This is a genomic window from Pseudomonas sp. F(2018) (assembly GCF_005508865.1).
Classification (GTDB): domain Bacteria; phylum Pseudomonadota; class Gammaproteobacteria; order Pseudomonadales; family Pseudomonadaceae; genus Aquipseudomonas.
The window spans coordinates 1,201,795-1,215,256 of record NZ_SCOM01000002.1; the positions used below are offsets into that span (position 1 = coordinate 1,201,795).

General features: G+C 63.7%; 13 protein-coding genes. All 13 read left to right on the forward strand.

Features of this window, described 5'->3' with window-relative positions; translation table 11 throughout:
- Nucleotide 1: 1 nt before the first annotated feature.
- The 13 genes from FFS62_RS13755 (at nt 2) to nuoF (ending at nt 13,383) form a co-directional block, all read left to right on the forward strand.
- Entirely contained in the window at nt 2-871 is an 870-nt protein-coding gene (locus tag FFS62_RS13755) for a DMT family transporter (protein ID WP_137973358.1), read from the forward strand.
- A gap of 76 nt (nt 872-947) precedes the next feature.
- Nucleotides 948-2,318, forward strand: a complete 1,371-nt coding sequence (purB, locus tag FFS62_RS13760) for an adenylosuccinate lyase (protein WP_137973435.1) — start codon at nt 948-950, stop codon at nt 2,316-2,318.
- 78 nt (nt 2,319-2,396) lie between these two features.
- A complete protein-coding gene (locus tag FFS62_RS13765) occupies nt 2,397-3,563 on the forward strand; it encodes a cupin domain-containing protein (protein WP_137973359.1) in 1,167 nt (388 codons plus the stop codon).
- Nucleotides 3,556-3,981 (forward strand): GNAT family N-acetyltransferase, encoded by a 426-nt coding sequence (locus FFS62_RS13770; RefSeq protein WP_137973360.1) that lies wholly within the window; start codon nt 3,556-3,558, stop codon nt 3,979-3,981. The genes FFS62_RS13765 and FFS62_RS13770 overlap by 8 nt, the downstream gene beginning before the upstream one ends.
- A 10-nt stretch (nt 3,982-3,991) precedes the next feature.
- The gene (locus FFS62_RS13775; protein ID WP_137973361.1) at nt 3,992-4,624 is read left to right on the forward strand and encodes a histone acetyltransferase HPA2; all 633 of its coding nucleotides are present in this window, start codon (nt 3,992-3,994) and stop codon (nt 4,622-4,624) included.
- A complete protein-coding gene (locus FFS62_RS13780; RefSeq protein ID WP_137973362.1) occupies nt 4,621-5,430 on the forward strand; it encodes a secretin N-terminal domain-containing protein in 810 nt (269 codons plus the stop codon). Before FFS62_RS13775 ends, FFS62_RS13780 begins: the two co-directional genes overlap by 4 nt.
- Nucleotides 5,431-5,902: 472 nt before the next feature.
- Nucleotides 5,903-7,498 (forward strand): isocitrate lyase, encoded by a 1,596-nt coding sequence (locus tag FFS62_RS13785; protein ID WP_137973363.1) that lies wholly within the window; start codon nt 5,903-5,905, stop codon nt 7,496-7,498.
- Between the two features lie 139 nt (nt 7,499-7,637).
- Nucleotides 7,638-8,252 (forward strand): murein L,D-transpeptidase catalytic domain-containing protein, encoded by a 615-nt coding sequence (locus FFS62_RS13790; RefSeq protein WP_137973364.1) that lies wholly within the window; start codon nt 7,638-7,640, stop codon nt 8,250-8,252.
- A 338-nt stretch (nt 8,253-8,590) separates the two neighbouring features.
- Nucleotides 8,591-9,004, forward strand: a complete 414-nt coding sequence (locus FFS62_RS13795; RefSeq protein ID WP_021700254.1) for an NADH-quinone oxidoreductase subunit A — start codon at nt 8,591-8,593, stop codon at nt 9,002-9,004.
- 10 nt (nt 9,005-9,014) lie between these two features.
- The gene (locus tag FFS62_RS13800) at nt 9,015-9,692 is read left to right on the forward strand and encodes an NADH-quinone oxidoreductase subunit B family protein (RefSeq protein WP_137973365.1); all 678 of its coding nucleotides are present in this window, start codon (nt 9,015-9,017) and stop codon (nt 9,690-9,692) included.
- Between the two features lie 55 nt (nt 9,693-9,747).
- On the forward strand, nt 9,748-11,529 hold the full coding sequence (nuoC, locus tag FFS62_RS13805) for an NADH-quinone oxidoreductase subunit C/D (RefSeq protein WP_137973366.1): 1,782 nt from the start codon (nt 9,748-9,750) through the stop codon (nt 11,527-11,529).
- Between the two features lie 4 nt (nt 11,530-11,533).
- Nucleotides 11,534-12,034: an NADH-quinone oxidoreductase subunit NuoE gene (gene nuoE / locus FFS62_RS13810; RefSeq protein WP_043311295.1), complete on the forward strand. Its 501-nt coding sequence runs from the start codon at nt 11,534-11,536 to the stop codon at nt 12,032-12,034.
- A complete protein-coding gene (gene nuoF, locus FFS62_RS13815) occupies nt 12,031-13,383 on the forward strand; it encodes an NADH-quinone oxidoreductase subunit NuoF (protein ID WP_137973367.1) in 1,353 nt (450 codons plus the stop codon). The genes nuoE and nuoF overlap by 4 nt, the downstream gene beginning before the upstream one ends.
- Nucleotides 13,384-13,462: the final 79 nt, after the last annotated feature.

The following is a 13,462-nucleotide window of genomic DNA, read 5'->3' on the forward strand; positions in this document are numbered from 1 at the left end:
CGTGGATATCCCCAGCCGCAGCGTGAAGCCGGTGCAGGGCGCCCTGCTCCTGGCAATTTCCGCTCTGTTGTTCTCGTTGATGGGCGTCGGCATCCGCGAAGTATCCAGCGGGGTCAACAACGAGTCGGTGGTGTTCTTCCGCAACCTGGTCGGCGTGCTGTTCTTCCTACCGCTGGTGCTGCTCAAGGGCACCGGCCCGCTGAAGACCGGGCGCATCAGGTCGCATCTATGGCGCACCACCTACGGCCTGGCGGCGATGTACTGCTTCTTCTACGCCATCGCCCACCTGCCGCTGGCCGACGCCATGCTCTTCACCTACTCGGCGCCGGTGTTCACACCCGTACTCGCCTGGTGGCTGCTCAAGGAACCGCTGACCAAACGCATGCTGCTGACTACCGCCATCGGCCTGGTCGGCGTGCTGCTGGTGGCCAAGCCCAGCGAGGCCCTGCTCGACACCCAGGCCCTGGTCGGCCTGGCCGCCAGCATCCTGGCCGCCTTCGCCTTCGTCTCCATTCGTGAGATGAGCGACACCGAACCGGCCTTCCGCATCGTCTTCTACTTCTCGCTGTTCAGCGCGCTGATTTCCGCCGTGCCGCTGACCTGGGCCTGGCAGCCGCTGGACCAGCACCAGCTCGGCCTGCTGCTGGTGATCGGCCTGCTCGCCACCGTCAGCCAGATCGTCATGTCCAAGGCCTATGGCCTGGCGCCGCCCGGCCTGATCGGCCCCTTCGCCTACCTGGCCATCGTCTTCGCCGGGATCGTCGCCTGGCTGCGCTGGGGGGAGATGCCGGACCTCACCTCGTTGATCGGCGCCGCGTTGATCTTCAGCGCCAGCCTGCTGTCCATCGCTCGCCGACCCGCCGTCCGCTAACCGGACGGACCAGTCCGGGCGACTTCATGTATGATGTGCGCCCTTTTCGTTGACCGACCTGTCCGAGAACGCCTCCATGCAGCTCTCCTCGCTCACCGCGGTTTCCCCCGTCGATGGCCGCTACGCCGGCAAAACCAGCTCCCTGCGCCCGATCTTCAGCGAATACGGCCTGATCCGTTTCCGTGTGATGGTCGAAGTACGCTGGCTGCAACGCCTGGCCGCCCATGAAGGCGTCGCCGAAGTGGCGCCCTTCTCCGCCGAAGCCAACGCCCTGCTCAACGAGCTGGCCGAGAACTTCGCCGTCGAACACGCCGAGCGCGTGAAAGAGATCGAGCGCACCACCAACCACGACGTCAAAGCCGTGGAGTACCTGCTCAAGGAGCAGGCCGCCAAGCTGCCGGAACTGGCCGCCGTGAGCGAGTTCATCCACTTCGCCTGCACCAGCGAGGACATCAACAACCTGTCCCACGCCCTGATGCTGCGCGAAGGCCGCGACACTGTTCTGCTGCCGCTGATGAAGCAGATCGCCGCCGCCATCCGCGAGCTGGCCGTGAAGTTCGCCGGCGTGCCGATGCTGTCGCGCACCCACGGCCAACCAGCCTCGCCGACCACCCTCGGCAAGGAACTGGCCAACGTCGTCTACCGCCTGGAGCGCCAGATCGCTCAGGTAGCCGCCGTGCCGCTGCTGGGCAAGATCAACGGCGCCGTGGGCAACTACAACGCCCACCTGTCCGCCTACCCGCAGATCGACTGGGAGGCCAACGCCAAGCAGTTCATCGAAGGCGACCTGGGCCTGCAGTTCAACCCCTACACCACGCAGATCGAGCCGCACGACTACATCGCCGAGCTGTTCGACGCCATCGCTCGCTTCAACACCATCCTCATCGACTTCGATCGCGACGTCTGGGGCTATATCTCCCTCGGCTACTTCAAGCAGAAGACCGTGGCCGGCGAGATCGGCTCCTCGACCATGCCGCACAAGGTCAACCCGATCGACTTCGAGAACTCCGAAGGCAACCTGGGCATCGCCAACGCGATCTTCCAGCACCTGGCCAGCAAGCTGCCGATCTCCCGCTGGCAGCGCGACCTGACCGACTCCACCGTGCTGCGCAACCTTGGCGTCGGCTTCGCTCACAGCGTCATCGCCTACGAAGCCAGCCTCAAGGGTATCGGCAAACTGGAGCTGAACGAGCAACGCATCGCCGCCGATCTGGACGCCTGCTGGGAAGTCCTCGCCGAGCCGATCCAGACCGTGATGCGCCGCTACGCCATTGAGAACCCCTACGAGAAGCTCAAGGAGCTGACCCGCGGCAAGGGCATCAGCCCGGAGGCCCTGCTGTCCTTCATCGACGGCCTGGACATGCCGGCCGCCGCCAAGGAGGAGCTCAAGCAGCTGACCCCGGCGAGCTACATCGGCAACGCCATCGCGCAGGCCAAGCGCGTCTGAGCGGCACCAGCCTTATCGACGCCCGGCTGAGCCGGGCGTTTTTATTTTAGCCATTTCATCTCTTTCAAAGGCTTAGCCATGAATCCTGATACTCCTCTGCAGCTGCTGGGCGGCCTCACTCCTCGCGAGTTCCTGCGCGACTACTGGCAACAGAAGCCCCTGCTGATCCGCCAGGCCATCCCCGGCTTCGAGAGCCCGATCACCGGCGACGAACTGGCCGGCCTGGCCCTGGAAGAGGAAGTCGAGTCGCGCCTGGTGCTGGAGCATGGCGCGCACCCGTGGGAGCTGCGCCGCGGCCCGTTCGCCGAGGACGCCTTCAGCCAGCTGCCGGAGCGCGACTGGACCCTGCTGGTGCAGGCCGTCGACCAGTTCGTGCCGGAAGTGGCCGAGGTGCTCAAGGACTTCGGCTTCCTGCCCAGCTGGCGTATCGACGACCTGATGATCAGCTTCGCCGCGCCCGGCGGCAGCGTCGGCCCGCACTTCGACAACTACGACGTGTTTCTGCTGCAGGCCGAAGGCCAGCGCCGCTGGAAGATCGGCCAGATGTGCGATGCCGACAGCAAGCTGCTGCAACACGCCGACCTGCGCATCCTGGCCGACTTCGAGCAGACCGACGAGTGGGTGCTGGAGCCCGGCGACATGCTCTACCTGCCGCCGCGCCTGGCCCACTACGGCATCGCCGAAGACGACTGCATGACCTACTCGGTCGGCTTCCGCGCACCGAGCGCCGCCGAGGTACTGACCCACTTCACCGACTTCCTCGCCCAGTTCCTGCCGGACGAGGAGCGCTACAGCGACGCCGGCATGGCGCCGATCAGCGACCCGCACCAGATCCAGCAGGACGCCCTCGACCGCCTGAAGAAGCTGCTGACCGAGCACATGAGCGACGAGCGCCTGCTGCTCACCTGGTTCGGCCAGTTCATGACCGAGCCGCGCTACCCCGAGCTGGTCGCCGGCCCGGAGATCGAGGAAGAGGACTTCCTCGCCGCCCTCGAAGACGGCGCCGTGCTGGTGCGCAACCCCAGCGCGCGCCTGGCCTGGAGCGAGGTGGACGTCGGCCTGGTGCTGTTCGCCAGCGGCCAGAGCCGCCTGCTGCCGGCCCACCTCAAGGAACTGCTGCGCCTGGTGTGCGCCGCCGAGGCGCTGCACAGCGACAACCTGGCGCCTTGGTTGGCCGACGACGACGGGCGTACACTGGTGAAAGAACTGGTCCAGCAAGGAAGTTTGGAGTTTGCTGATGAGTGAGATCCACGTCCGCCTCGCCCACTGGCAGAAGGACAATGCCGATCTGCGGCGCATCCGCGAGGCGGTGTTCGTCGCGGAACAGGCCGTGCCGGCAGAGCTCGAATGGGATGACGAGGACATTGAGGCCGTGCACTTCCTCGCCTGCGAGGGCGACTATCCGATTGGCACCGCGCGCCTGCTGGCGGACGGCCAGATCGGCCGCGTCTCGGTGCTCAAGGACTGGCGTGGCCTAAAGGTTGGCGATGCATTGATGCGCGCCGCCATCGAGGCCGCCGAGGCGCGTGGCCAGCACGAGCAGAAGCTCAGCGCCCAGGTACATGCCACCGCGTTCTACGAACGCCTGGGCTTCCAAGTGGAAGGCGGCGAGTACCTCGAGGCCGGCATTCCCCATGTACTGATGGTGCGCCACAGCGACTAGGACAGAGCTCATGCACGAAGAAGACGCCCCGCTCGACGCGAACGAACCGGACCTGCCGGCCATCGATTTCCAGTCGCCGGGGCGTTTTGCCGTGCACAACCCGGACAGCCTCCCGGCGGTAACCGCCGAGCCGCACGAGCCGGCGCCCTTCCAGCTCGGCCAGCATGCCGACCTGCAACGCTTCAGCCGCCCGGAACAGGCCCAGTCTCATGCCCTGGCCTTGCTGCAGCAGGCTCGCCATAGCCTGTGCATCTACAGCCCGGACCTGGAGTCCTGGCTCTACAGCCACAGAAGCGTGCAGGAAGCCTGCACCCGGCTCCTCCTGGCCAGCCCAAAGAACCGCCTGCGCATCCTGGTGCGCGACGCCGGCAAGCCGGTCAAGCAGGGCCATCGCCTGCTCAACCTGGCCCAGCGCATCACCAGCAACCTGCATATCCGCAAGATCAATCCGGACCATCCCAGCGACGAAAGCGCCTACCTGCTGGCCGACGACCGCGGCCTGCTGCTGCGCGAGCTGCCGGAGCAATATGCCGGCTATGCCCTGTACAACGATCCCGGCCGCGTGCGCCAGCGTCAGGCGCAGTTCGACCAGGCCTGGGACATCAGCGTTCTCGACCCCGACCTGCGGAGTTTCCTGCTATGACCCTGCGCGCCTGCCTGCTCGCCCTGTCGCTTGGCCTCAGCCTGCCGCTGCAGGCCGCCACCGAGCTGATCCAGCTCAACTACCGCACCGCCGAGGACGTACTGCCGGTGGTGCAGTCGGCGCTCGATGGCCAGGGCAAGGTCAGCACCTACGGCAACCAGCTGGTGATCAACGCCTCGGCGGAGAAGATCCAGGAAGTGCGCGACCTGCTGCAGCAACTGGATACCGCACCGCGCCGCCTGCTGATCAGCGTCGACACCAACGAGAGCAGCTTTCAGGACCGCGACGGCTATCGCGTCGATGGCAGTGTCAGCGCCGGTGACGCCGAGGTGATAGCCGGGCGCGGCGAGGTGCACGGCCGCGACCAGGTGCGCGTGATTCGCCGCTCCACCGACAGCCGCAGCGGCGGCACTCAGCAGGTTCAGGCCACCGAAGGCTATCCGGCGTTGATTCAGGTCGGCCAGAGCGTGCCGCTGACCAACACCAGCGTCGGCCCCTACGGCCAGGTCTACCAGAACACCCAGTACCGCAATGTCACCCAGGGCTTCTACGTCACCGCCAGCCTCACCGGCGACGTGGTGCACGTCAGCATCAGCAGCAACAACGACCGGGTGAATCGCTACCAGCCTGGCGTGATCGACGTGCAGAGCACCGATACACGGGTCAGCGGTCGCCTCGGCGAGTGGATCCCCCTGGGTGGCGTCAGCCAGTCGAGCCAGGGCGATGACTCGGGCTTCCTGCGTCAGCAGTCCACCCGCGGCGCCAACGACATGAGCATGCGCATCAAGGTCGAAGCTCTCGACTGAGGCCGTCACCGATATGTAGTTGCTCAAAAAAAGCACTACAAAGCGATTGACGAACGCCCGTTTGAAAGCGCATCATTGCCCCGCTCCCGCTAGCCAGGGGCTCTGTTGCAGAGCCTCCAGATCGATCCCGTAACACCATTCGGGTCGGTCCGTGTTCTAACAGCCCACAAGGCGTTTCGACGAGGTTGCGACTGGAACGTAAGTTGTCCTGAGGGACGGGGAAGCCTTAGCGTTATTAGCCAGATCGTTTGACCAGACCCGCATCGCCCAACGGTTTCCACGAGCCGGCAAGCCGCGAATCTGCTCCTCGAACTGTCTCGTTTCGTCCTCTCCTCCTCTCCGCAACACTCTCGTCCCCGTCAATATCTCGAAGTACGTCCTGTGTCGCCCGCAACACTGCAAGCTTTGTTTGCACGTTGGTTTTGGGTGGGAAGTCGGTGCTCAACCAAACTCATACTTTGAAGGATTGACCATGTCAGCTTATCAAAACGACATCAAAGCCGTTGCCGCCCTGAAAGAAGCTGCAGGCAGCAGCTGGAGCGCGATCAACCCGGAATACGTCGCTCGTATGCGCGCCCAGAACCGCTTCAAGACCGGCCTGGAAATCGCTCAGTACACCGCTGACATCATGCGCAAAGACATGGCCGAGTACGACGCCGACTCGTCCGTCTACACCCAGTCCCTGGGCTGCTGGCACGGCTTCATCGGTCAGCAGAAGCTGATCTCGATCAAGAAGCACCTTAAGACCACCAACAAGCGCTACCTCTACCTGTCCGGCTGGATGGTTGCTGCCCTGCGTTCTGACTTCGGCCCGCTGCCGGACCAGTCCATGCACGAGAAAACCTCGGTTTCCAGCCTGATCGAAGAGCTGTACACCTTCCTGCGTCAAGCCGACGCCCGTGAACTGGACCTGCTGTTCACCGCCCTGGACGCCGCCCGCGCCGCTGGCGACAAGGCCAAGGAAGCTGAAATCCAGGCTCAGATCGACAACCACGAGACTCATGTAGTCCCGATCATCGCCGACATCGACGCTGGTTTCGGTAACGCCGAAGCCACCTACCTGCTGGCCAAGAAAATGATCGAAGCCGGTGCTTGCTGCATCCAGATCGAAAACCAGGTTTCCGACGAGAAGCAGTGCGGCCACCAAGACGGCAAAGTCACCGTTCCGCACGTTGACTTCCTGGCCAAGATCAACGCTGTTCGCTACGCCTTCCTCGAGCTGGGCATCGACAACGGAGTGATCGTTGCTCGTACCGACTCCCTGGGTGCCGGCCTGACCAAGCAGATCGCCGTGACCAACGAGCCGGGCGACCTGGGCGACCAGTACAACTCCTTCCTGGATTGCGAAGAAATCTCCGCTGCCGACCTGGGCAACGGCGACGTCGTGATCAAGCGCGAAGGCAAGCTGCTGCGTCCGAAGCGTCTGGCTTCCAACCTGTTCCAGTTCCGTCAGGGTACCGGCGAAGCTCGCTGCGTACTGGACAGCATCACCTCGCTGCAGAACGGCGCCGACATGCTGTGGATCGAAACCGAGAAGCCGCACGTTGGCCAGATCAAAGGCATGGTTGACGAGATCCGCAAGGTCATCCCGAACGCCAAGCTGGTCTACAACAACAGCCCGTCCTTCAACTGGACCCTGAACTTCCGCCAGCAAGTGTTCGACGCTTTCGTTGCCGAAGGCAAAGACGTTTCCGCCTACGACCGCACCAAGCTGATGAGCGCCGAGTACGACGAGACCGAACTGGCCCAGGTTGCCGACGAGAAGATCCGCACCTTCCAGCGCGACGCCTCCGCTCAGGCCGGTATCTTCCACCACCTGATCACCCTGCCGACCTACCACACCGCCGCGCTGTCCACCGACAACCTGGCCAAAGGTTACTTCGCAGACCAAGGCATGCTGGCCTACGTGAAAGGCGTTCAGCGTCAGGAGATCCGTCAGGGTATCGCCTGCGTTAAGCACCAGAACATGTCCGGCTCCGACATCGGCGACGCTCACAAAGAGTACTTCGCTGGTGAAGCTGCCCTGAAGGCAGGCGGTAAAGACAACACCATGAACCAGTTCCACTAATAGGAACCGGTTCTGCGGCCCAGCCGCAGGTGTTATCAGACGAAGCCCCGGCAGCAATGCCGGGGCTTCGTCGTTTCCGCCCTTGCCAAAAGCGCCGCCCCTGGCGTACCAAGACCGCATCCCTTCGATGGAAGCGGTCATGCGCAACCTTCTGGCAATTTGCCTATTCGCCCTCTGCAGCACCGGCGCAGCCGCCGACGATCTGCAGCACCTGCTCCCCGACGCCATTGCCAGCGGCATCCTCGAGCAACTGCAGGATGATCGGCATCAACACTTCGCCGTCATCGACTACGCCCGCCACTCCAGCCAGCCACGCTTCCTGCTGTTCGAGCGCGACAGCCTGCGCCTGGTAGACAGCTATCGGGTGGCCCACGGGCGCGGCTCCGATCCCGACCACGACGGCTATGCCGACTCCTTTTCCGATGCCGAGGGCAGCCACGCCAGCTCGCTCGGCGTGTTTCGCACCAGCACCGTGTATGTCAGCGAAGAACCCGGCCATGGGCTATCCATGCGCCTACTGGGCCTTAGCGACAGCAACGCCAACGCCGAGCGACGCGCCATCGTGCTGCACGCTCGCGATTACATGGAGGAGGATTTCGTTAGGCGCCACGGCGTGGCAGGCCGCAGCCACGGCTGCCTGGTACTGGCCGAGGCCGATCGTGACCAGGCCGTCGCCGCATTGCGCGGTGGCGCATTGATCTTCGCCGTGGACAGCCGGCGCAGCTCGCCGAGCTATATCAGCCAGCGAAAATAGAGGTTCTGCCGGCAAAATAACAACGCTGCTCTCCATTCACGCATCAATTAAGCCCGCAGATGTAAACAATTCCCGACAGACTCTTTCGAAAAAGCGTCATCCGAATAACGAAACACCATAAGACCAAAGCCGTAGAGCCTTGCGCAGGCCCCGCCACACGGGGCGTGACACCGATAGATGAACAAACAGAACGGAACGGCCGTTCATTTTTTTATTCGGAAAAATTTACTTAACGCGCCATGCGCGCATAAAATTGCCGCCACTACTCTGCAGGGCAGCCACCATCAGGTTGCTCTACCATTATTAAAAAGCCGCCCCTTTACCCAAGGAGCCCCGGCATGCCTGATGCGGTAACGACCATGTCCCATAACTGGGCTTTTGCTGTATTCCTGCTCGGAGTCTTCGGACTCATCGCTTTCATGCTCGGCCTTTCCAGCCTGCTCGGTAGCAAGGCCTGGGGGCGCAGCAAGAACGATCCGTTCGAGTCGGGCATGCTGCCGGTCGGCAGTGCGCGCCTGCGCCTATCAGCGAAGTTCTATCTGGTCGCGATGCTCTTCGTGATCTTCGACGTTGAAGCCCTCTTTCTCTTCGCTTGGGCTGTCTCGGTGCGCGAAAGCGGCTGGGCCGGCCTGATCGAGGCTACAGTTTTCATAGCAATTCTGTTGGCTGGTCTTGTCTACCTTTGGCGTATCGGCGCGCTCGACTGGGCGCCCGAGGGCCGTCGTAATCGGCAGGCGAAGCTAAAACAATGAGGCTTTGGCGATGCAATACAAACTTACTCGGATCGATCCGGACGCTCCCAACGAGCAGTACCCGATCGGCGAGCGGGAGACCGTAGCCGATCCACTGCTGGAGGATGAAGTCCACAAGAACATCTTCATGGGCAAGCTCGAGGATGTTCTCAACGGTGCGGTGAACTGGGGTCGCAAGAACTCCCTGTGGCCGTACAACTTCGGTCTGTCCTGCTGCTACGTGGAAATGACCACGGCCTTCACCGCGCCCCACGATATCGCCCGCTTCGGTGCGGAAGTGATTCGTGCGTCCCCGCGCCAGGCCGACTTCATGGTCATCGCCGGCACCTGCTTCATCAAGATGGCCCCGGTCATCCAGCGCCTGTACGAGCAGATGCTGGAACCCAAGTGGGTGATCTCCATGGGCGCCTGCGCGAACTCCGGCGGCATGTACGACATCTACTCGGTCGTTCAGGGTGTCGACAAGTTCCTCCCGGTGGACGTCTACATTCCCGGCTGCCCGCCCCGTCCCGAGGCATTCCTGCAAGGCCTGATGCTGCTGCAGGAATCCATCGGTCAGGAGCGTCGTCCGCTGTCCTGGGTCGTCGGCGACCAAGGCATCTACCGTGCCGAAATGCCTTCGCAAAAGGAGCAGCGCCGCGAACAGCGCATCGCTGTGACCAACCTGCGCAGCCCCGACGAAGTGTGAGCCGGCTCTTTCGCCTGCTCACTGACGCCGTACACCGCCGATAGCGACCGAGACCATGACTGCAGACAGCATTCTGTCCGTTCCACCTTACAAGGCCGATGACCAGGATGTGGTCATCGAGCTGAATTCCCGTTTTGGTGCCGAGACCTTCACCGTCCAGAGCACCCGTACCGGCATGCCGGTGCTGTGGGTCGCCCGTGATCGTCTGATCAACGTGCTGACTTTCCTGCGCAACCTGCCGCGCCCCTACGTCATGCTGTACGACCTGCACGGCATCGACGAGCGCCTGCGCACCCAGCGCCGCGGCCTGCCGGGCGCCGACTTCACCGTGTTCTATCACCTGATGTCGGTCGAGCGTAACAGCGACATCATGATCAAGGTCGCCTTGAAAGAAGGCGATCTCAACGTCCCCACAGTCACCGGTATCTGGCCCAACGCCAACTGGTACGAGCGTGAGGTCTGGGACCTGTACGGCATCACCTTCCAGGGCCACCCGCACCTGAGCCGCATCATGATGCCGCCGACCTGGGAAGGTCACCCGCTGCGCAAGGACTACCCGGCGCGCGCCACCGAATTCGATCCGTTCAGCCTGACCCTGGCCAAGCAGCAGCTGGAAGAAGAAGCCGCGCGCTTCAAGCCGGAAGACTGGGGCATGAAGCGCCACGGCGAGCACGAGGACTACATGTTCCTCAACCTCGGCCCGAACCACCCGTCCGCGCACGGTGCGTTCCGCATCATCCTGCAGTTGGACGGTGAAGAGATCATCGACTGCGTCCCGGACATCGGTTACCACCACCGTGGCGCCGAGAAGATGGCCGAGCGCCAGTCCTGGCACAGCTTCATCCCCTACACCGACCGTATCGACTACCTCGGCGGGGTGATGAACAACCTGCCCTACGTGCTGTCGGTCGAGAAGCTGGCCGGGATCAAGGTACCGGACCGCGTCGACTTTATCCGCGTGATGCTGGCCGAGTTCTTCCGCATCACCAGCCACCTGCTGTTCCTGGGTACCTATATCCAGGACGTCGGCGCCATGACCCCGGTGTTCTTCACCTTCACCGACCGCCAGCGCGCCTACAAGGTGATAGAGGCCATCACCGGCTTCCGCCTCCACCCGGCCTGGTACCGCATCGGCGGCGTCGCTCACGACCTGCCGCGCGGCTGGGACAAGCTGGTCAAGGAATTCGTCGACTGGCTGCCCAAGCGCCTCGACGAATACACCAAGGCCGCGCTGAAAAACAGCATCCTGATCGGCCGTACCAAAGGTGTGGCCCAGTACAACACCAAGGAAGCGCTGGAATGGGGCGTCACCGGCGCCGGCCTGCGCTCCACCGGTCTGGACTTCGACCTGCGCAAGGCGCGCCCGTACTCCGGCTACGAGAACTTCGAGTTCGAAGTACCGCTGGCCCACAACGGCGACGCCTACGACCGCTGCATGGTCCGCGTCGAGGAGATGCGCCAGAGCATCCGCATCATCGACCAGTGCCTGCGCAACATGCCGGAAGGCCCGTACAAGGCGGATCACCCGCTGACCACGCCGCCGCCGAAAGAGCGCACCCTGCAGCACATCGAGACCCTGATCACCCACTTCCTGCAAGTCTCGTGGGGCCCGGTCATGCCGGCCAACGAAAGCTTCCAGATGATCGAGGCGACCAAGGGCATCAACAGCTATTACCTGACGAGCGACGGCAGCACCATGAGCTACCGCACGCGCATCCGGACGCCCAGCTTCCCGCACCTGCAGCAGATCCCCTCGGTGATCCGCGGCAGCATGATCGCGGACCTGATCGCCTACCTGGGTAGCATCGACTTCGTTATGGCCGACGTGGACCGTTAATCACATGAGCCAGACTGACCTGATCCAAACCGACCGCTTCGAACTCAGCCAGGCCGAGTACGATGCCATCGAACATGAAATGCACCACTACGAGGACCCGCGTGCGGCGTCCATCGAAGCCCTGAAGATCGTGCAGAAGCAGCGTGGCTGGGTGCCGGACGGCGCCATCTACGCCATCGCCGACATCCTTGGCATCCCCGCCAGCGACGTCGAGGGCGTGGCCACCTTCTACAGCCAGATCTTCCGCGTGCCGGTCGGCCGCCACGTGATCCGCGTGTGCGACAGCATGACCTGCTTTATCGGCGGCCACGAGAACCTGCTCGGCAGCCTCAAGGACAAGCTCGGCATCGTCCCCGGCCAGACCACCGCCGACGGCCGCTTCACCCTGCTGCCGGTGTGCTGCCTGGGTAACTGCGACAAGGCTCCGGCGGTGATGATCGACGACGACACCTACGGCAACCTCGATGCCAACGGCATCGCCCAGCTGCTGGAGTCCTACGCATGAAAACGCTGACTTCCGTAGGCCCGATCAACCGCATCGCCCGCAGCGAAGAGACCCATCCGCTGACCTGGCGCCTGCGTGACGACGCCCAGCCGGTATGGCTGGAGGAATACCAGGCGAAGAACGGCTACGCCGCCGCGCGCAAGGCCCTGAGCGAAATGGCTCAGGCCGACATCGTGCAGACGGTCAAGGACTCCGGCCTCAAAGGCCGCGGCGGTGCGGGCTTCCCCACCGGCGTGAAGTGGGGCCTGATGCCGGCCGACGAATCCATGAACATCCGCTACCTGCTGTGCAACGCGGACGAAATGGAGCCGAACACCTGGAAGGACCGCATGCTCATGGAGCAGCTGCCGCACCTGCTGGTGGAAGGCATGCTGATCTCCGCGCGCGCGCTCAAGGCCTACCGCGGCTACATCTTCCTGCGCGGCGAATACGTCGACGCGGCCGCCAACCTGAACCGCGCCATCGATGAAGCCAAGGCCGCCGGTCTGCTGGGCAAGAACATCCTCGGCAGCGGCTTCGACTTCGAGCTGTTCGTCCACACCGGCGCCGGTCGCTATATCTGCGGTGAAGAAACCGCGCTGATCAACTCCCTGGAAGGTCGCCGCGCCAACCCGCGCTCCAAGCCACCCTTCCCCGCCGCTGTCGGCGTGTGGGGCAAGCCGACCTGCGTGAACAACGTCGAGACCCTGTGCAACGTGCCGGCAATCGTCGCCAACGGCGTCGACTGGTACAAGACCCTGGCCCGCCCGGGCAGCGAAGACATGGGCACCAAGCTCATGGGCTTCTCCGGCAAGGTGAAGAACCCCGGTCTGTGGGAACTGCCGTTCGGCATCCCGGCCCGCGAGCTGTTCGAGGACTATGCCGGCGGCATGCGTGACGGCTACAAGCTCAAATGCTGGCAGCCCGGCGGTGCCGGCACCGGCTTCCTGCTGCCCGAGCACCTGGACGCAGCCATGTTCGCCGGCGGCATCGCCAAGGTCGGCACCCGTATGGGTACCGGCCTGGCCCTGGCCGTGGACGACTCGGTCAACATGGTCTCGCTGCTGCGCAACATGGAAGAGTTCTTCGCCCGCGAGTCCTGCGGCTGGTGTACCCCATGCCGCGACGGCCTGCCGTGGAGCGTGAAGATTCTCCGCGCCCTGGAAAACAAGCAAGGCACCCAGCAGGACATCGACACCCTGCTCGGCCTGGTCAACTTCCTCGGCCCCGGCAAGACCTTCTGCGCCCATGCACCGGGTGCCGTCGAACCGCTGGGTAGTGCGATCAAGTATTTCCGTCCGGAGTTCGAGGCTGGCGTATCCAGCTCGGCCATTCCGGCACCGGCCGCCGCGCAGTTCGCGCCGGCCTGAAGCATTGGCCTCGCGGCCGCGGCCGCGAAGCAACCGTGATTCCATTAGCCAAGCCTGCTTCGGCGGGTAAAGAAGAAAC

Bases quoted from the DNA above. Each gene is read 5' to 3' on its own strand.
- purB (WP_137973435.1), top strand. From the start codon at position 948: ATGCAGCTCTCCTCGCTCACCGCGGTTTCCCCCGTCGATGGCCGCTAC.
- FFS62_RS13765 (WP_137973359.1), top strand. From the start codon at position 2,397: ATGAATCCTGATACTCCTCTGCAGCTGCTGGGCGGCCTCACTCCTCGC.
- FFS62_RS13770 (WP_137973360.1), top strand. From the start codon at position 3,556: ATGAGTGAGATCCACGTCCGCCTCGCCCACTGGCAGAAGGACAATGCC.
- FFS62_RS13775 (WP_137973361.1), top strand. From the start codon at position 3,992: ATGCACGAAGAAGACGCCCCGCTCGACGCGAACGAACCGGACCTGCCG.
- FFS62_RS13780 (WP_137973362.1), top strand. From the start codon at position 4,621: ATGACCCTGCGCGCCTGCCTGCTCGCCCTGTCGCTTGGCCTCAGCCTG.
- FFS62_RS13785 (WP_137973363.1), top strand. From the start codon at position 5,903: ATGTCAGCTTATCAAAACGACATCAAAGCCGTTGCCGCCCTGAAAGAA.
- FFS62_RS13790 (WP_137973364.1), top strand. From the start codon at position 7,638: ATGCGCAACCTTCTGGCAATTTGCCTATTCGCCCTCTGCAGCACCGGC.
- FFS62_RS13795 (WP_021700254.1), top strand. From the start codon at position 8,591: ATGCCTGATGCGGTAACGACCATGTCCCATAACTGGGCTTTTGCTGTA.
- FFS62_RS13800 (WP_137973365.1), top strand. From the start codon at position 9,015: ATGCAATACAAACTTACTCGGATCGATCCGGACGCTCCCAACGAGCAG.
- nuoC (WP_137973366.1), top strand. From the start codon at position 9,748: ATGACTGCAGACAGCATTCTGTCCGTTCCACCTTACAAGGCCGATGAC.
- nuoE (WP_043311295.1), top strand. From the start codon at position 11,534: ATGAGCCAGACTGACCTGATCCAAACCGACCGCTTCGAACTCAGCCAG.
- nuoF (WP_137973367.1), top strand. From the start codon at position 12,031: ATGAAAACGCTGACTTCCGTAGGCCCGATCAACCGCATCGCCCGCAGC.